General features: G+C 37.4%; 18 protein-coding genes. 9 read left to right on the top strand and 9 right to left on the bottom strand.

Annotation, left to right across the window (positions count from 1 at the left end):
- Positions 1–198: 198 nt before the first annotated feature.
- Entirely contained in the window at positions 199–1,572 is a 1,374-nt protein-coding gene (locus DD649_RS19870; protein ID WP_294110931.1) for an MATE family efflux transporter, read from the bottom strand.
- A 418-nt stretch (positions 1,573–1,990) separates the two neighbouring features.
- Here DD649_RS19870 and DD649_RS19865 point away from each other — a divergent pair, with 418 nt between their 5' ends.
- Entirely contained in the window at positions 1,991–2,659 is a 669-nt protein-coding gene (locus DD649_RS19865) for a riboflavin synthase subunit alpha (RefSeq protein WP_294110929.1), read from the top strand.
- Positions 2,660–2,836: 177 nt separating this feature from the next.
- Here DD649_RS19865 and DD649_RS19860 read toward each other — a convergent pair whose 3' ends face one another.
- The 3 genes from DD649_RS19860 to punC all read right to left on the bottom strand — a co-directional run bounded on the left by DD649_RS19860 (position 2,837) and on the right by punC (position 5,494).
- A complete protein-coding gene (locus tag DD649_RS19860) occupies positions 2,837–3,112 on the bottom strand; it encodes a putative quinol monooxygenase (protein ID WP_294110927.1) in 276 nt (91 codons plus the stop codon).
- A gap of 24 nt (positions 3,113–3,136) precedes the next feature.
- Positions 3,137–3,892, bottom strand: a complete 756-nt coding sequence (locus tag DD649_RS19855; protein WP_294110925.1) for a helix-turn-helix transcriptional regulator — start codon at positions 3,890–3,892, stop codon at positions 3,137–3,139.
- Positions 3,893–4,270: 378 nt separating this feature from the next.
- The gene (gene punC / locus DD649_RS19850; protein WP_294110923.1) at positions 4,271–5,494 is read right to left on the bottom strand and encodes a purine nucleoside transporter PunC; all 1,224 of its coding nucleotides are present in this window, start codon (positions 5,492–5,494) and stop codon (positions 4,271–4,273) included.
- Between the two features lie 123 nt (positions 5,495–5,617).
- On the opposite strand from punC, the gene punR reads away from it, so the two are divergent.
- Positions 5,618–6,523, top strand: coding sequence for a DNA-binding transcriptional activator PunR (gene punR / locus DD649_RS19845; RefSeq protein WP_294110921.1), 906 nt, complete (start codon positions 5,618–5,620; stop codon positions 6,521–6,523).
- A 1-nt stretch (position 6,524) separates the two neighbouring features.
- On the opposite strand, the gene purR is transcribed toward punR, so the two are convergent.
- Complete coding sequence (gene purR, locus DD649_RS19840; RefSeq protein WP_294110919.1) at positions 6,525–7,550, bottom strand: HTH-type transcriptional repressor PurR; 1,026 nt, start codon at positions 7,548–7,550, stop codon at positions 6,525–6,527.
- 431 nt (positions 7,551–7,981) lie between these two features.
- A complete protein-coding gene (sodB, locus tag DD649_RS19835; protein WP_294110918.1) occupies positions 7,982–8,560 on the bottom strand; it encodes a superoxide dismutase [Fe] in 579 nt (192 codons plus the stop codon).
- A 665-nt stretch (positions 8,561–9,225) separates the two neighbouring features.
- On the opposite strand from sodB, the gene DD649_RS19830 reads away from it, so the two are divergent.
- Positions 9,226–9,573, top strand: a complete 348-nt coding sequence (locus tag DD649_RS19830) for a Grx4 family monothiol glutaredoxin (RefSeq protein ID WP_294110916.1) — start codon at positions 9,226–9,228, stop codon at positions 9,571–9,573.
- A gap of 77 nt (positions 9,574–9,650) precedes the next feature.
- On the opposite strand, the gene rnt is transcribed toward DD649_RS19830, so the two are convergent.
- The gene (rnt, locus tag DD649_RS19825) at positions 9,651–10,301 is read right to left on the bottom strand and encodes a ribonuclease T (RefSeq protein WP_294110914.1); all 651 of its coding nucleotides are present in this window, start codon (positions 10,299–10,301) and stop codon (positions 9,651–9,653) included.
- Positions 10,302–10,426: 125 nt separating this feature from the next.
- Positions 10,427–10,834 (bottom strand): lactoylglutathione lyase, encoded by a 408-nt coding sequence (gene gloA, locus DD649_RS19820; protein ID WP_294110912.1) that lies wholly within the window; start codon positions 10,832–10,834, stop codon positions 10,427–10,429.
- A gap of 172 nt (positions 10,835–11,006) precedes the next feature.
- Between gloA and DD649_RS19815 the strand changes: the two genes are divergently transcribed.
- Both DD649_RS19815 and slyA read left to right on the top strand, forming a co-directional pair.
- Positions 11,007–11,246 (top strand): DUF1289 domain-containing protein, encoded by a 240-nt coding sequence (locus DD649_RS19815; RefSeq protein WP_294110910.1) that lies wholly within the window; start codon positions 11,007–11,009, stop codon positions 11,244–11,246.
- 537 nt (positions 11,247–11,783) lie between these two features.
- Positions 11,784–12,218: a transcriptional regulator SlyA gene (slyA, locus tag DD649_RS19810; protein WP_294110908.1), complete on the top strand. Its 435-nt coding sequence runs from the start codon at positions 11,784–11,786 to the stop codon at positions 12,216–12,218.
- Positions 12,219–12,728: 510 nt separating this feature from the next.
- Here the strand turns inward: slyA and DD649_RS19805 are convergent.
- Positions 12,729–13,196 (bottom strand): glycine zipper 2TM domain-containing protein, encoded by a 468-nt coding sequence (locus DD649_RS19805; protein WP_294110904.1) that lies wholly within the window; start codon positions 13,194–13,196, stop codon positions 12,729–12,731.
- A gap of 521 nt (positions 13,197–13,717) precedes the next feature.
- On the opposite strand from DD649_RS19805, the gene anmK reads away from it, so the two are divergent.
- The 4 genes from anmK (at position 13,718) to pdxY (ending at position 17,924) form a co-directional block, all read left to right on the top strand.
- On the top strand, positions 13,718–14,839 hold the full coding sequence (gene anmK, locus DD649_RS19800) for an anhydro-N-acetylmuramic acid kinase (protein ID WP_294110902.1): 1,122 nt from the start codon (positions 13,718–13,720) through the stop codon (positions 14,837–14,839).
- A gap of 34 nt (positions 14,840–14,873) precedes the next feature.
- On the top strand, positions 14,874–15,527 hold the full coding sequence (gene pdxH / locus DD649_RS19795) for a pyridoxamine 5'-phosphate oxidase (RefSeq protein ID WP_294110900.1): 654 nt from the start codon (positions 14,874–14,876) through the stop codon (positions 15,525–15,527).
- A gap of 155 nt (positions 15,528–15,682) precedes the next feature.
- Positions 15,683–16,957 (top strand): tyrosine--tRNA ligase, encoded by a 1,275-nt coding sequence (gene tyrS / locus DD649_RS19790; RefSeq protein ID WP_294110898.1) that lies wholly within the window; start codon positions 15,683–15,685, stop codon positions 16,955–16,957.
- A 103-nt stretch (positions 16,958–17,060) separates the two neighbouring features.
- Entirely contained in the window at positions 17,061–17,924 is an 864-nt protein-coding gene (gene pdxY / locus DD649_RS19785; protein ID WP_294110896.1) for a pyridoxal kinase PdxY, read from the top strand.
- Positions 17,925–17,965: the final 41 nt, after the last annotated feature.

The following is a 17,965-nucleotide window of genomic DNA, read 5'->3' as shown; positions in this document are numbered from 1 at the left end:
CTAACCAACTGAGCTACGGACGCGCTTCAAACCCTATGGTTCATAACAATAATCTGGGTGACAACGGGGACGAATATTAACGTCACAGAGTCAATCTGGCAAGGGGAAAATGTATTTTCGTGATAGTTTGTTCGTATTTAAAACTATCTGGTGATAAATACACTTCCCTAGACAATAAAATGCTTAATTTACCGCCAATTAACGAGTTGACCTTAATAAAACCACGCTTTCAGATTGTTTATGTATCCATAGAATACGGATGAACATACCGATAGCTGCTGCACTTAATCCGATAATAAAGCCAATCCAAAAACCTTTAGGTCCCATTGCTGGTGTGACAAGATCTGTCAGCGCTAAAATATAACCAGAAGGTAATCCTAAAATCCAATATGCGGTAAAAGTGATGAAGAAGATTGAACGTGTATCTTTATAACCACGTAAAATTCCTGCACCAATAACTTGCACAGAGTCCGATAATTGATAAATAGCAGCAAAGAGCATCAAACTAGATGCAAGTACCACAACCTCAGGATTTTTGTTATACATCATTGCAATAGGTTCGCGGAATGTAGCCGTTAAAATTGCAGTACAACAAGCCACCATTAAACCCACTACAAGGCCTGTATATGATGAAATTTTTGCGGCTTCAGTAGATTGTCGCCCAAGGTTATAGCCAACACGGATAGTCGCGGCGATACCCAAAGATAACGGGAACATAAACATGATCGAGCTAAAGTTCAATGCAACCTGATGACCGGCAACAGCGACAACCCCAAGAGGGGCAACCAATAAAGCAACAACCGCAAATAATGTAACTTCAAAAAACAACGCAAGTCCGATTGGTGTGCCAAGAACAATAATGCGTTTTAAAATTAGTGGATTTGGCGAAGCAAAGGATTTAGTTGGACGAATATCTCGTTGTGAAGGGGTGTGTTTTACATACCACCGCATCATCATGCACATTGCCCAATAGACTGAAGCTGTTGCGACACCACAACCTACACCACCTAGAGCCGGTGCACCAAAATGACCATAAATAAAGATATAGTTAATCGGTATATTAACCATCAAGCCAAGAAAACCAATTACCATACCGGGTTTGGTTTTAGAGAGTCCTTCACATTGGCTACGATAAACTTGAAAAAATAAATAACCTGGAGCACCCCACATAATGGCATGCAGAAAACGCACCGATTTATCTGCCAATTCAGGATCGATATGAGGCATATTTCCGAGAATTAGCTGACTGTTATAAAGAAGAAGCATCACACCAAGTGATAAAAAGAAAGCTAACCATAAGCCTTGTTGTACTTGGTCACTAATTAAATGTCGGCGGCCTGACCCATTCATTTGTGCAATAATTGGGGTTAGTGCCATTAATAGCCCTTGACCAAAAAGAATAGCTGGCAGCCAGATTGAAAATCCGACCGCAACTGCTGACATTTCGGTTTCACTAACACTTCCTGCCATAATCGTATCAACAAACCCCATCGCAGTTTGAGAAAATTGGGCAAAGAAAATTGGAATACCGAGAGCCAACAAGCTACGCGCTTCTGTAAGATATTTCTGCACGCATACACCTTTACAATAAATTAAATAAGAATATACCCGCTATAATTCAAGATGTTTGGCACAATTGCTAATATGCCACCATTTAGAGTACATAGATTGCTATGTGCTCTAACGTTTAGCATAGGTATCGCTTAGCTTATTGACTACCTGTAATCTCAAATTATTTTGTGCATAAGAATAATCGGGGAAATAAATGATTCACTATAAATCAATCAGTTAATTCAGTCTCTGTATTCTATCTCTTTTATTAATTTAATCCAATACAGATGTTTAGCAGAATATAGAATTATGTTTTTCTGAGAAGATATAATTTAAATTAATATATTGGAGCAATGTGCGTTTAACCGCTCAAATAAGATAGATCTCTGAAAATTCTTAGGTAAACTTAGTACATAAATTCACTACACTGAGATTTATTATGTTTACAGGCATTGTTCAAGGTACAGCCCCAATTATCGAGATCACTGAAAGAGCAAATTTTCGTACTCATGTAATGAAATTCACTCCCGAGTTACTTGTTGGGCTAGAAACGGGAGCATCAGTGGCACACAATGGTTGTTGCCTGACGGTGACAAAGATAGATGGTGAAAATGTTAGTTTTGATTTAATCAAAGAAACGTTACGACTGACTAACTTAGGTGCATTGCAACCCGGTGATGTTGTTAACATTGAAAGAGCTGCAAAATACGGCGATGAAATCGGTGGGCACGTTGTTTCTGGTCATATTGTTACGACTGCGGAAGTAAGTAAAATTTTCACATCTGAAGATAATCATCAAATATGGCTATCGATTTATGATAAATCATTGATGAAATATATTTTACATAAAGGCTTTGTTGCAATTGATGGGATCAGTTTGACTGTTGGTGATGTGATTAATAATCGTTTTTGTGTTCATTTAATTCCTGAAACATTAGCGAGAACAACCTTAGGTAAAAAACGTTTAGGGGATAAGATTAATATTGAGATAGACCCACAAACGCAAGCAATCGTTGATACTGTTGAACGTGTATTGCATCAAAAAGAACAAGAAATGATTTTACAGAAGGCGAGAGAAACAACGGAAAATGCAAATTTAGCAGAATAAAAACTTTAAGCATTTTGCTATAAAACAAGATATTTTGACTTAAAAAGGCTATAGCTTTTAATTATATCGCTATAGCCTAATTTGAATAATCAGTATTTAGTTTTTATTACGATTTATTTTATGGCAGTTTATTACCCGTGGGTACAACCCTAAATTAGGCAGTATATTATCGTTAAATTACAGCTTATCACTAAAGTTTAGTGAAAAACTGGCGTTATCAAGGGCAATGGCTTCGATTAAACGCTTGAAATTCTCACTATTCTTATGTAACTCTAATGCTTGGTTATTTTCCCATTCTTGAAGAACAATATAGCCATTTTCTTTAGCCATTAAATCGTACTGGATGCATCCTTTCTCTCGACGACTTAGTTTAGCTAAATCGCGAATGATTTTTTTCGTTAGACACCCATCCGTTTTTTCAATTGTAATTTGGGCATACACTACAATACTCATTCCGTTCTCCTTATTTATTAAGAACTATCTTAAAGGGTACTTAGTTTTTGTATTGTAAAAAAACGAATAGTTTGACTTTAAAAATGCCGACGGCGTCATAGTATAGTATCTTTTAAAATCACGGTAAAAGTGCGATTGGTCATAATAGCCAGTTTCGAACCAACGATAGGTATCTTGTTCCTTCACCATATTTTTTAAAACATGCTCTAATCGGCAATTGATTTGGTAACGTTTTGGTGTGATCCCATATTCTTTTAGAAACTCTTTTTGTATAAAACGAGCGCTATAACCTAGTTCATCGGCAATATCTGTAATCTTCTTAGTTGGATTTCGGTAAAGAATATCCAAAATATTATCCGTAAAATGTATTTTTTTACTCGCTTTTGTAGCAATAAAACAATCACGTAACTCTTTAAATGAGCCGCTAGCGAGCGCTTCAAACCAATTATCACTCCAGATATTACAAAGTGCTGTTGGTGTGTCTGTATAGACTACTGTTCTTTGCGGAAGTAAAAATCGCAGAGCATCATGCCTGACACGTAAGACCATCACCTTTGCATTATTGGGAATTACTGTAAAAGTGTTAATTCTAGGAATGACTAATTGAAATGGATTGATGGTTGTATGGGCGTCAGTTGCTATATTAAGATTTTGTGATGAAATCCAGATTTCAGCGCCAGTACCAGGAAATATTTTAATTGGGGCAGTAAATTTCTTGATAATGAGAATTGAGCTTATAAAAGTGCTTAATTCTTCTGGTGGGTAATACTGTTTTAACATAGCGCTTATACACTCATTATTCAGAAATTTTAGTATAACGTGTTTCGATAAAAAAATTAACTAAAGAAAATATGAGTTGCAGCAGGTAAAAAAATAAAACTGTGACTTTTTAAGGGAATAACCTTTCAAAATCAGGTTCTGATATTGATGATACACTCTATAATATCAATAAAATTTAATAGGTTGAAATTATTAGGATGTAAATTAATAAATTTAACTGTGTAGTAATACTTATCCACTGTAATTTATAAGTGTTAGAATTTATAAATACCCGATTTAGTCTATATGCTTGAGGTTAAAACTAAAAGGATAAGCCAATTATTATTAAATAATGACTTACCCTTTATGTGTATGGCAGTAATTAATGCGTTAGCTTATTTATTTTGCTTGGCATTCAGTTTGTTTCGGCGACTTTTGCGTATCTACAGCGAAATACTGCATGAAATAACCAATAATCATTGGAACAATCGTAGCTGCCATCACGCCTGTTGTTGCAAGTAATGGGTCAAAAGTTAGCATTGATACTAACAAGCTAGCGAGAAAGCATAAACCAAGTTGCAAAGCATTTTGTAATGCGGCTGCTTTACCGCTCGCATTTGGAAAGGTATTTAATGCCTTAGAAACTGCAATTGGGTATGACGCTCCGTTCATTGCTGCCATAAAGCAAAATGGGATTAGGATCATTGTTAAAGTTGGCGTCATATAAATTGCCATAATAAACAGGATAGACATGCTTATGGCATAACCAATCAGTAATAAAAGGAAAAGAGCCTCTGTGCGAACTTTGGTTAAGACAAAGCGACATCCATAACCACCAATAATGAATGCAAGGGTTTGTGGGATATAACTTAAGCCAATATCTGCGGGATTGAAACCCATATTACGTAAAATAAAAGGTGAGCCTGTCAGCCATGCGAAGAAACCAGCGCTGCATGAAGCATAGATTAAAACATTACCACTGAAAATGCGTGAGCTAAGTATATTCATGAAGGAAACTTTAGCTTGAGAACTATTTTCATCTATGGTTGCTTTGGGCGTGATTTTCTTTAAAAGCAATGTTGGAATCAGTAATAAGATACCAACAATCATCAGTACGACAAAAATGAACTCCCATGACTGATGTTCGAGTACCCAAGCGCCTAATAATGGTGCGAGAGCTGGGGATAACGCAACTAAAGGCATGATAGATGCAAAAACTTTTTGTGTACTTGCTGCATCATAGCGGTCGATGACTAAAGCTTGCCAAAGCACAGCAGTGGAGCATACCCCTACTGCTTGTAAGAAACGTAATATCAATAATTGAGTAGCGTCTGTAACCCAGACCATACCTAAACAACTAATAATAAACAGTGATAGCCCAACAATTAAAATCGGCTTACGACCGAGTTTGTCAGATAGAGGACCCCAGAGAAGTTGAGCAAAAGCAAACCCAGCTAAAAATATGCTGAGTGAAGCGCTGATGGAGCCTTCGGTAGTATTTAACGAGGTTTGCATGGCACCAAATGCGGGTAGATACATATCGATAGCTAAAAAGCCCAACATGCTTAAACCCGCAAGGTAAATGATAAATCCAGGGGAATTTCTCGTTACAGTATTCGTCATAATTGTTTACTTATTCAAAATTTAAAAAAATGTTAACAGTTACCTTATTGTATAGGCTATTTTTTTACATTGTGAAACGGTAATATTTGGATCTTGTCATCAAAAAATTTGAAAGGAAATGATATGTGGTCAGCCCATGCACTCGAAGTCATTGATGCAGTCGCTCGTACAGGAAGCTTTAGCGGCGCCGCTGAGGAGCTTCACCGTGTACCTTCAGCGATTAGTTACACCGTAAAACAAGTTGAAGAATGGCTGGCTGTACCTTTATTTGAACGCCGACATCGTGACGTTGTATTGACGGAGGCCGGCGTCATTTTTATTAAACAAAGCCGATCTGTTATCAAAAAAATGATAGATACACGCCATCAGTGCCAACAAGTTGCAAATGGTTGGCGTGGTCAATTTAGTATTGCAGTGGATTGTATCGTAAAGCCACAGCGTACTGAGCAACTCATTCTTGATTTTTATCGACATTTTCCTGACATTGAACTTTATATTCATCCTGAAGTATTTAACGGTGTGTGGGATGCGCTTGCTGACGGTCGGGTTGATGTTGCTATTGGCGCTACAAGAGCATCACCTATTGGTGAACGTTATAGTTTTCGTGATATGGGATTCATGTCTTGGTTATGTGTAGCAGAGCCTAAACATCCACTTGCACAACTCAATAATAAATTAACGGATGATGAAATGCGGCCATATCCGAGTTTATGTTTAGAAGATACATCTCGTAATTTGCCAAAGCGTGATACGTGGGCACTGGATAACCAGCGTCGATTAGTTGTACCTAACTGGGAAAATGGTGTGGCTTGCGTACTTAATGGGTTATGTGTTGGGATGATGCCTGAGCACCGAGTGGCTCCACTGTGTGCGGATGATAAATTAGTCGAGTTAGCGTTGACTCAACCTTTTCCTCCTAGCCCATGTTGTTTGACTTGGGTGGAAAAGAATACATCTCCAGCGTTGAGTTGGTTGCTTGATTATCTTGGTGATAGTGAAACACTCAACGCTGAATGGTTAGCACCCTAATTTAGCGGCGGTAGTCGATAAATGGACCATCGGCAACAGAACGACGTTCAACAAGGCGAGGGTGGACTTCAATAGTTTGAGCATCTTCGCGCTTATTGACAATGCGATCGAGCAGCATAGAAAATGCCATTTGTCCTAAACGCTCTTTGGGCTGATGGATTGTGGTTAATGCAGGTGTAAAATAACGCGCATTACGAACATTATCGTAGCCGATAATTGAAATATCTTGAGGTACACGTAAACCCATTTCATCTGCGGCGCAGATAGCACCCATAGCCATAATATCACCACCACAAAATACAGCAGTTGGCTTATGTTTATGGCTAAGAATTTGCATCATGGCTTTATAGCCAGACTCAGGTTCAAAATCGCCTTGAACGACCCATTCATCTTTGAGTGTTATTTTCGCTTCTTCCATTGCTTTTTGGAAACCAGTTAAACGACCAATACCTGTATTTCGTTCCAAAGAGCCAGGAATGATACCAATATCACGATGGCCTCTATCAATCAGATAACGACCAGCAAGATAACCACCATGGAAAGAGTTATCAATAATGCTATCAGTAAAGTCGCCACGAGAAGCACCCCAGTCCATCACAACCATAGGAATGTTTCTATAATCTTCCAAAGTGCTTAAAAGCGTATCTGGATACTCTGAACACATCACTAATAGCCCATCCACTCGCTTTTGTGCCAACATCTGCAAATAAGCTGATTGTTTTCGATAATCATTATAGGAATTACATAGGATCAGTGTGTAGCCTTTTTCATAACAACAGTTTTCCACCGATTCAATGACTTCAGCAAAATAAGGTGTTTCACTTGATGTGGCTAACAACCCAATTGATTTTGTATGGTTAACCTTCAAACTACGGGCAACCGCGCTAGGTGAATAATTGAGTTCTTTTATAGCAGCCCATACTGCAGCTTTTGTATCTTCAGCTACAAAGCGCGTTTTATTAATAACATGGGATACGGTTGTGGTGGAGACGCCAGCGCGTTTCGCCACATCTTTAATCGTTGCCATGGGTGGGGAAAACTCCTGACCAACATTAGGTCTTGTTAAGAATTCTTGTTAAAAAATTACCTGCATATTGATGCATAGATCTATTGCTGGCAATAAATTAGCGGTTTGTTGTCGATTTTGTCTGATCTAGCTCAAAAACGAAAGAAATAATTGATGTTATAACATGTGACATAGACACTGGTTTTACAATTTTGGCAGTGTATACTTAATTAACCTTATCGTTATTATGGTTATTTTACTTGCTTAATTGCTTTAAGATGAGAGGAACTCATGGATACAGATTTTAAATTTGGATTATTTGCAGCATTAGGTTCGCTAGCCGTAATTATTGTGTTTGCGGTACATCTGTTCTGATTATATTCACATCCTCATTGGATGAAAAGATTAAGGGCGAGAAAATAACTCGCCCTTAATCATATTAACAATTTGAATTATGCTAAATTTTCTTCAACAAATTTCCAGTTTACTAAAGACCAGAAATTTTCTAAGTATTTAGGGCGTGCATTACGATAGTCAATGTAATAAGCATGTTCCCAAATATCAACAGTCAGTATAGGCTTATCGTCACCAGATACCGGTGTTGCTGCATTGGAAGTATTGACGATAGCTAAACTACCATCTGCTTTTTTCACTAACCAAGTCCAACCTGCACCAAAGTTTTTAATTGCAGAGTCCGTGAATTGTTCTTTGAATTGAGCAAAAGATCCAAACGCTTTATTGATAGCATCGGCGACTTTACCTGTTGGTTCTCCACCTGCGTTAGGTGCAAGGCAGTGCCAATAAAAGGTATGATTCCAAACTTGAGCAGCATTGTTGAATATGCCTGCTTCAGATGTTTTAATTATATCTTCTAATGATTTACCTTCGAAGTTAGTGCCTTTAATCAGATTATTCAGATTAACAACATAGGTATTGTGATGCTTACCATAGTGGTACTCTAATGTTTCAGATGAGATATAAGGCTCTAAAGCATCTTTTTCATATGGTAGAGCGGGTAGTTCAAATGACATTGCTTACTCCTTAGTTACTTTGAATCAACTTGCTTGGGTGTTTGCTCACAATGCGAGCGGAAATCATCGACTATCTTTCATTTATAGCTGATAAATATGATTTTTATTTATTGCTATAGGATATGTAATATATTAATGATAGCACGATAAACCTTATAAAAAATAAGTGTTATTATTATGCTAATAGAATTAATAAAACTAAGTACTATTCACGTGTGTCTAATACATGGTTACGCATTTTTTAGTGTGGGTTAAGAGTAAAATAATATTTAAATGGTTTATTATTTAATCTATTGCTATAGGCTAGAGGTAAATTTGAGGACATTATTTTTTGAGCGCGGTTCAATATAGTCTATTGGTGCGTTATCTTTTTGCATGTTATGGTAATGCCTCTATAAAACTGGCATATTATATGAAACAATATACCCGTGATACACCAACATGTTGGTCGTTATGTTATTGAAATGCCGTAATTTTTTATGTCTATCGGTGATTTTCGTTTGCTACCTACATGTATCTCGAACTATTTTGTGTATAACGTTTTCGATATTCCGGTTATTATTACCGACTAATATATTATGTCAGCTAGGCAGGTTCATGTGGGATCTAGCATTGAACTGGCGATTGACTGCAAAACCAGCACCCTTGTTTTAAGGAAGTAAAAAATGACGACAATTGAAAGACTCGAGCGCCAAATTAAAGAAAACCCAATCTTATTATATATGAAAGGCTCTCCTAAACTTCCGAGCTGTGGTTTTTCTGCACAAGCAGTACAAGCACTGTCTTCTTGTGGTGAACGATTTGCTTATGTGGATATCCTGCAAAATCCAGATATTCGTGCAGAGTTGCCAAAATATGCAAACTGGCCAACTTTTCCTCAACTGTGGGTTGACGGCGAATTGGTCGGTGGTTGCGATATTATTATGGAAATGGCTCAACGTGGTGAGCTTCAAACGTTGATTAAAGAAACTGCAGATAAGTATCGTTCAGCTGATGAGGCGAACGCCGAGTAACGGATTGTTCTTTTTATCATAATGCTTATATGTAAAAGCCGGATTAGTATGTGTTCATGCTAATCCGGCTTTTTAATTTAGGGCTGTTGAGTTTCTTCGACTAAAGGCCATCCACCCATTTTTTTCCATTTATTCACGATTTCGCAAAATAATAAAGCAGTACGATTCGTATCATATAGTGCACCGTGAGCTTGTTTGCCATCAAAAGGAATACCGGCAGTGGAACAAGCTTTCGCGAGAATAGTTTGACCGAAAACTAATCCACTTAAAGCTGCGGTATCAAAAGTAGCGAACGGGTGAAAAGGGTTACGCTTTAAACTTGCCCGCTCAGCAGCGTTCATGACAAAGCTATGGTCAAAATTTGCATTATGAGCCACGATAATAGCGCGATTACAATCAGTATTTTTTATACCTTTACGCACAACTTTAAAAATAGCATGAAGCGCATCGTATTCACTTACTGCACCGCGTAGAGGGTTTGTTGGATCAATACCTGTAAAAGCGAGAGCAGCCGGTTCTAAATTTGCACCTTCAAATGGGTCAACATGAAAATGTAGAGTTTCATCAATTGCTAGCCAACCGTCTTTATCCATTTTTAATGTAATGGCGGCAATTTCTAACAATCCATCTGTTTTTGCGTTAAATCCACCTGTTTCTACATCGATTACAACAGGGTAGTAGCCCCTGAAACGGCTAACCAGGGTATTCATATTTTTTTTTTCAGACATTAGGACTTTCATTTTAGAGTTTCTGGTTGGCTTATATTATGCCAAAACCAGTAAAATTTTGCAGGTAAACTCAGCAGAAAATTTAGGTAGTTAAATTCACTACCTAAATTTAAAAGATAGGAGCCTTAGTGGCCTAATCCTTTGCTTGCACTTTTATTTTCAATGAGCTCGATTTTATAGTTATCAGGGTCTTCAACAAAGGCGATGATTGTTGTACCGCCTTTTACTGGGCCCGCTTCGCGTGTGACATTACCGCCAGCTTTACGGATGTTGTCGCAAGTTTGCGCTACATCATCAACACCTAAAGCAATATGGCCATAAGCGTTGCCCATATCATAACTGTCAACACCCCAATTATACGTGAGTTCTATGACCGCACCTTCGCTTTCATCACTATAGCCAACGAAAGCTAAAGAATATTTATATTCTTCATTTTCACTGGTTCTTAGAAGACGCATCCCAAGTACTTTAGTATAAAAATCAAGAGAACGTTGCATGTTAGTTACGCGTAGCATGGTATGAAGTAAGCGCATAAAAAAACTCCTTAAAATTCATTTCATAAACCTGAATCGATTTACCTACTAATAATATAACGTGCAGATAGGGTTAAATCCAACGATTGCAGTTTATTTTTTAGGCAAACAGTGTATATATTGATTTTAAAGAGTATATCATACATTTACAATTCTCATTGGGGGCATAAAGATGGCAGAACAACTCGAGTTTTTTGAAATACCTAGCCCATGCCGTGGTATTTGCCAAACTAATGAGCAGGGCTATTGCCGAGGCTGTTATCGTACTCGTGATGAGCGCTTTGGCTGGTTAAAATTTGCCGATGCAGAAAAGCGGAACATTATACGTCTATGCCGCCAACGTTATCTAAGGGCAGCAAGTAAAAAAGTAACGCAAGACGATGAGGTTACTCCACAACAACAACTATTTTAAAGTATTGCGCAAAGTAATGAGTTATTTTTTTTGTAGTTAATATCAATTGCACATTGAAATTAATTAATAACTGATCATTTAATATAAATTAATTACTTTAGTAATCTTTCAATGAAATTTTATTTATTCAAAATGGTTATGGGATTAATTAAAGCTAACTGTAAATAACATAATTTTAAGAGCAACTATATTCTTTTGTTTTATAAGGGTTTATTGGCTATTGCTTTTTTTATTGTTAGATGTAATTACTATAAGGGTTAAAATAGATAGATTCGAAAGAAGAGTAAGGCTATTCTTATTAATAAGATAATTGATAGGTTATCTTTTTCAGTATGGTTGGATTTGTTATGAAAATAAAACAACCATAATTAGATGCAAGTCACTTAGAAAGTGATTAATAGTAACTATATATAGGTATTTACTAGGTATAACATCAATAAAATGTTGTAAGTATAAAGGGAAATTAATATATAATTTAAAAAATAATATGAGTTGGGTATATTTTTTATACATTATAATTATATAAAGGAGGGTAAATTGGAATCACAAATCGGATCTGAACTATCACGTGTAGTTCGTATGTGGAGAGCTTTGATAGATCATCGTTTAAAGCCTCTTAAGTTAACACAAACTCACTGGGTTACATTACATAACATTAGTCAGTTACCACCAGAGCAATCGCAGATTCAGTTAGCGAAGGCGATTGGAATAGAACAACCATCACTTGTAAGAACGCTCGATCAACTAGAAGAGAAAAAATTAATATCACGTCACACATGCGCTAATGATAGACGAGCAAAAAGGATTAAATTAACCGATGAATCCGAGCCATTTATTAAAACAGTGGATCAAGTTATTAATAATACAAGAGTTGAAATTCTGAATAACATTACGCCAGATGAATTGAGTCAATTATCTGTGTTACTTTTACGGTTAGAGAAAAATATAACAAATTTACAGAATAATTCTTAACTATTTTGTATGTAAATAATGTTTTGTTATTTATAAATGGAATAATTAAAAATGCGACAATGGTCACTTTTATAATTATAATTATTTTCATATGTTATGATTTATATTGCCTACTATTAGGCTGATTATAATTGACAGTGTTTTGTATTTTTAGGAATTTATTGTTCTAAGCTGTATATGTTAAATGAAGAATTAGGATTGAGAGACTAATCTACAGCGTAGTAGTAAGAATAAACATTTTAATATAGATAAACAATTTAAGGAGAAAAGTAATAATAGTATTATTTGAATACCAAGTATCTAATTTTTTATATGCGAAATTTGTGCAATTATTTCTACTTGATTGAGAGAGTATCGTTATTATAAGAGGGAAATAACATGAAAAAAGAGCAGATACTTAATAAATATCGCTAGTTAAATAATAATGACTAACGTTACTAATAAGCCATGTTCACCGACATCAGTGTCGGTGAACATACTTAATTATAATATGGCTTTGGCGTTCATTAATTAGCGAGGTGATACTGTTACAGTATTACCGCTATTTGCAATCATCACACGCTGACCATTACGGAAAGCAGTTGGATCTTGTTTTTGAACGACAACAATATTTTTACCGCTGTCTAAGCGGATTTCCAACTGAACACCCTGGCTTTTATTTAAAGCACCTTGTGCTTGCTGGCCAGCCATACCACCTGCAATCGCACCTGCAGCAGTTGCAAGTGTATTACCAGTACCGCCGCCGATGGTATTACCTAATAAGCCACCAAGAACAGCACCACCAATTGCACCAATGATATTACCATCTTCACCTGCTTGAATGGTGACAGGGCGCGCATTCAGAATCGTACCATAAGTAACAGTCTGTACTTGTTTCGCATCCTGAGCCGAAATAGTATCACCAGAAAGCGTACTAGTATTGACACAGCCTGATAATGCAGCAACTGCAGCAACACCTACAAAAACTTTCTTAAGCATAATAACTCCTATGAGATTTGCTATCTGTGGCACTAACATAGCATCGTATATTTATTTTCGCTATAAACACAACAACGTATATTAAAAAACGTATTAAGAATCGATATTGAGATTACTTATGTTCATTTAAATAAAAGATAAACACTAGGTAAACTATCTCAAAATTGAAGATATTTCACTGACTAAGGCACGCATTGTTAAATATACTATAGTTAAATCATTATATGAATATCACTTCTCGTTAATTATAGGATCTAATGTTTCCTTCGCATCGGTTCAAGTCACTTCTCATTAATGTTGCCAATGTATCTCAGATTATAAATGATAAATCGTAATGTATAAAAAAACGTCGTTTTGGACTTATTTTATCCAAATATTTTATGTGTTTGACTAATTATAATCGAATCCTGCGAGTTAGCCCTAGAAATTGAATGGAATTGTTGACAAAACATACCAGCAAAGCACAATCTTTTATGGTTTAAATTCACGATGTTAATGTGCACTTTGAAGGAACAAGAATAATGATTAAGTCGGGTCGTTACATAGGGGTTATGTCAGGAACCAGTTTAGACGGTGTCGATGTTGTTCTTGCAGCGATTAGTGATAAGTTTGTGGCAGAACAATCAAGTCTGAGTGTTGCATTTCCAGTTGAATTGAAAAAGAGAATTTTAAATATTTGCCAAGGCCAAGAAGCCACATTATCTGAAATAGGAAAAATTGATCGAGAGCTTGGTACGCTGTATGCGGAGGCAATTAATCAACTATTAACAACAACGGGATTACCTGCGGAAGATGTTATCGCTATAGGTTGCCATGGACAAACAGTTTGGCATGAACCTGATAGTGAACAGCCTTTTACAATGCAACTTGGTGATAATAATCGTGTTGCTGCATTAACAGGGATCACTACTGTTGGCGATTTTCGTCGTAGAGATATGGCATATGGCGGGCAAGGGGCACCATTAGTGCCTGCATTCCATTTAGCGGTTCTCGGGCATCCAATAGAAAAGCGAATTGTTTTGAATATTGGCGGTATTGCGAATATTACAGCATTACTTCCAGGCGCCTATGTCAAGGGTTATGATACAGGACCTGGAAATATGTTAATGGATACATGGGTTTGGCGTCACAAACAGAAAGCTTATGATGAAGACGGGACATGGGCAAGTCATGGGCATATTAATGTTGCACTATTGAAAGCAATGCTCAATGACGTCTATTTTAGACGTTCTGCGCCAAAAAGTACTGGGCGCGAATATTTCAACATGCAATGGTTAGATCAACACTTATCAAATTTTCCGTTAGTCTCTGCACAGGATGTTCAAACCACATTATGTGAATTAACCGCCGTATCAATTGCGGATCAAGTTCTATTATGTGGTGGGTGCGAGCGTTTAATTGTTTGCGGTGGTGGAGCTAGAAATAATTTTTTAATGCAAAGGTTAGCGGCATTGTTACCTGGTATCGAAGTGGCTTCCAGTGATAAGTTTGGGCTTAGTGGTGATGATATGGAAGCATTAGCATTCGCTTGGCTTGCCGCACGGACAATTTCGGGATTATCGGGTAATCTTGCTTCTGTTACTGGTGCAAGCCAAGAAACGGTATTAGGTGCCATATATCCGATTAATATTGATACGAAATAATATTGATAAAATAACTGTAGCAAAGGAGACGAATATGAATGAAGTCGAGGAAATAGATCTTGCATCAGTGCGCCGTGAGTATACCAAAGGGGGATTAAGACGTAATGATTTACCGCTTGATCCTTTGACGTTGTTTGAATATTGGTTGAAACAAGCTTGTGAAGCGCGTTTAAGCGATCCAACGGCAATGAGTGTTGCGACTGTTGATGAAACTGGGCAGCCTTATCAACGTATTGTGCTGTTGAAGCATTTTGATGAAAAAGGCTTAGTTTTTTATACTAATATGGGAAGCCGAAAAGCGCAGCATTTAGAAAAAAATAATAAAATTAGTCTGCATTTTCCTTGGTATCCGCTAGAGCGTCAGGTCAATTTTACTGGTGTTGCTGAGCGTTTAAATCCGATAGAAGTTGTTAAGTATTTTCATAGTCGACCAAAAGATAGTCAAATTGCTGCGTGGGCATCACAACAATCATCCAAAATTTCGGCTCGCGGTATTCTTGAAGGTAAGTTTCTAGAATTAAAGCAGAAATTTAAAAATGGCGAAGTACCATTACCGAGTTTTTGGGGTGGCTTTCGTGTGGTTTTTAATAGCGTTGAGTTTTGGCAGGGTGGAGCACATCGGCTCCATGATCGCTTTTTGTACCAACGCGAAGCAGATGGCTGGAAAATTGACAGATTAGCCCCTTAATAAGTGGTTTTTTAGCTGGTACTTAATTGATATGCGCTTTATGCTATAGCTACGTTTAAAAAAACTGAAAAATCATACTGACAAGCTCATGACATAAGTTCTGAACTTGTCAGTAACTTAAATAGATAGACAAAATTCAACCGATGGAGTCATTGATGTCTAGCAATAACCTGATAAAACAATTGCAAGAGCGGGGCCTCGTTGCCCAGGTAACAGATGAAAATGCGTTAGCAGAGAGACTGGCGCAGGGCCCTATCTCCCTCTATTGCGGTTTCGATCCTACCGCTGACAGCTTGCACTTGGGACATCTGGTTCCTTTGCTGTGTTTAAAACGTTTTCAACTAGCCGGGCATAAGCCTGTGGCGTTGGTCGGTGGCGCAACGGGCCTAATTGGCGATCCGAGTTTTAAAGCGACTGAGCGTAAATTAAATACTGCAGAAACCGTTCAAGAGTGGGTAGATAAAATCCGTAACCAAGTCTCGCCTTTTTTAAGTTTTGATTGTGGCGATAACAGTGCGAAGCTTGCTAATAACTATGATTGGTTTGGTAAGATGGACGTACTGACATTTTTACGTGATATCGGTAAGCATTTTTCTGTCAACCAAATGATCAACAGAGAATCAGTTAAACAACGACTGAATCGTGATGATGTTGGTATTTCTTTTACTGAATTCGCTTATAACTTACTTCAAGGTTATGACTTCGCAACCCTTAATAAAGAACATGGCGTAGAGCTGCAAATTGGCGGCTCAGATCAATGGGGAAATATCACCTCTGGTATTGATTTAACTCGACGCTTACACCAAAACCAAGTGTTTGGTATGACTGTTCCTTTGATAACTAAGTCAGACGGTACTAAATTTGGTAAGACCGAAGGCGGCGCTGTTTGGCTTGACCCTAAGAAAACAAGTCCATATAAATTTTATCAGTTCTGGATTAATACTGCGGACTCTGATGTTTATCGATTCTTGAAGTTCTTCACTTTCATGGAGTTGAGTGAAATAGATGCACTTGAAGAAGAAGATAAAAATAGTGGTAAGGCGCCACGCGCACAATATGTTCTTGCTGAAATGGTAACCAAGCTTGTTCATGGTGATGAAGGCTTAGCAGCAGCAAGACGTATTACTGATAGTTTGTTCTCAGGTGCAGTTTCAGATTTAACAGAAGCAGATGTTGAACAATTAGCACAAGATGGTATGCCTTCTATCACATTAGAAGACGGTGCAGATTTACAACAAGCGCTCGTTGATTCAGAGTTGGCGCCATCACGCGGACAAGCAAGAACGGCTATTAGCTCAAATGCAGTTGCCGTTAATGGTCAGAAGCAAATTGATCCAATGTATATTTTTACTGATGCAGACCGTTTGTTTGGTCGCTATACATTAGTTCGTCGCGGTAAGAAAAACGACTGCTTAATTAATTGGAAATAGCTCTGACTAACCTTTGTCATATCAGCCCGGAGTTTTCCGGGCTATTAGCAATGGCTAATCACTGATTTCTCTTCATTCGATATAACAATTCTCTGGGTTCTCAATGAAAAGCGTATTATCAATACAATCCCACGTTGTTTTCGGTCGTGCAGGAAATAGTGCTGCTGTATTCCCAATGTGCCGTATGGGTGTAGATGTATGGCCTCTTAATACCGTGCAATTTTCAAATCATACACAATACCCACAATGGACAGGCAGTGTATTTCCTGCACAACATCTGACTGATATTGTTAATGGACTTGCTCAAATTCATAAATTAGAAATTTGTGATGCAGTATTAAGTGGTTATATTGGCTCGCCTGAGCAGGGAAATGACATTCTGGCGATTGTGCAAAAAGTTAAAACAGCGAATCCTCAGGCAATTTACTTTTGTGATCCTGTTATGGGTCATCCTGAAAAGGGTTGTATTGTCGCACCAGGTGTTGCTGAATTCTTTTGTAATCAAGCATTGAAAGCTAGTGATGTTATTGCGCCAAATTTATTGGAGTTAGAGACATTAGCTGGACAAGATATTAATTCCGTTGAGCAAGCCGTGATGGCAGCTCGTGCGTTATGTCAAAAAGGCCCTAAAATAGTTTTAGTGAAGCACCTCAGCCGAGCAGGTTATCGTGCTGATCGTTTTGAAATGATTTTAGTGACTGAAAAGCAAAGTTGGCATGTGAGTCGTCCACTTGTTGATTTTGGTGAAAAACAGCCAGTAGGTGTTGGTGATTTGACTAGTGGTCTTATGTTAGTAAATTTATTGAAAGGGGAACCTTTAGATAAAGCACTAGAACATGTAGCTGCTGCTGTATATGAAGTCATGATTAAAACAAAAGAAATGGGTGAGTACGAGCTACAGCTCGTCGCTGCACAAGACAAAATGGTTAATCCAGAGCATAAATTTTGTGCAACGCAATTAGATTAACTATTATTTTTTGATTTGATTATTTTAGTAACAGCGCCGAA

The organism is Providencia sp. (genome assembly GCF_003533305.1).
Lineage (GTDB): Bacteria > Pseudomonadota > Gammaproteobacteria > Enterobacterales > Enterobacteriaceae > Providencia.
Note: the sequence above shows the minus strand (reverse complement) of the source record. Positions and strands in the feature narration are given on the sequence as shown.

What these genes read in the sequence shown, in the direction of transcription:
- DD649_RS19865 (WP_294110929.1), top strand. Translation starts at nt 1,991, where the DNA reads ATGTTTACAGGCATTGTTCAAGGTACAGCCCCAATTATCGAGATCACT.
- DD649_RS19860 (WP_294110927.1), bottom strand. Translation starts at nt 3,112, where the DNA reads ATGAGTATTGTAGTGTATGCCCAAATTACAATTGAAAAAACGGATGGG.
- DD649_RS19855 (WP_294110925.1), bottom strand. Translation starts at nt 3,892, where the DNA reads ATGTTAAAACAGTATTACCCACCAGAAGAATTAAGCACTTTTATAAGC.
- punC (WP_294110923.1), bottom strand. Translation starts at nt 5,494, where the DNA reads ATGACGAATACTGTAACGAGAAATTCCCCTGGATTTATCATTTACCTT.
- punR (WP_294110921.1), top strand. Translation starts at nt 5,618, where the DNA reads ATGTGGTCAGCCCATGCACTCGAAGTCATTGATGCAGTCGCTCGTACA.
- purR (WP_294110919.1), bottom strand. Translation starts at nt 7,550, where the DNA reads ATGGCAACGATTAAAGATGTGGCGAAACGCGCTGGCGTCTCCACCACA.
- sodB (WP_294110918.1), bottom strand. Translation starts at nt 8,560, where the DNA reads ATGTCATTTGAACTACCCGCTCTACCATATGAAAAAGATGCTTTAGAG.
- DD649_RS19830 (WP_294110916.1), top strand. Translation starts at nt 9,226, where the DNA reads ATGACGACAATTGAAAGACTCGAGCGCCAAATTAAAGAAAACCCAATC.
- rnt (WP_294110914.1), bottom strand. Translation starts at nt 10,301, where the DNA reads ATGTCTGAAAAAAAAAATATGAATACCCTGGTTAGCCGTTTCAGGGGC.
- gloA (WP_294110912.1), bottom strand. Translation starts at nt 10,834, where the DNA reads ATGCGCTTACTTCATACCATGCTACGCGTAACTAACATGCAACGTTCT.
- DD649_RS19815 (WP_294110910.1), top strand. Translation starts at nt 11,007, where the DNA reads ATGGCAGAACAACTCGAGTTTTTTGAAATACCTAGCCCATGCCGTGGT.
- DD649_RS19805 (WP_294110904.1), bottom strand. Translation starts at nt 13,196, where the DNA reads ATGCTTAAGAAAGTTTTTGTAGGTGTTGCTGCAGTTGCTGCATTATCA.
- anmK (WP_294110902.1), top strand. Translation starts at nt 13,718, where the DNA reads ATGATTAAGTCGGGTCGTTACATAGGGGTTATGTCAGGAACCAGTTTA.
- pdxH (WP_294110900.1), top strand. Translation starts at nt 14,874, where the DNA reads ATGAATGAAGTCGAGGAAATAGATCTTGCATCAGTGCGCCGTGAGTAT.
- tyrS (WP_294110898.1), top strand. Translation starts at nt 15,683, where the DNA reads ATGTCTAGCAATAACCTGATAAAACAATTGCAAGAGCGGGGCCTCGTT.
- pdxY (WP_294110896.1), top strand. Translation starts at nt 17,061, where the DNA reads ATGAAAAGCGTATTATCAATACAATCCCACGTTGTTTTCGGTCGTGCA.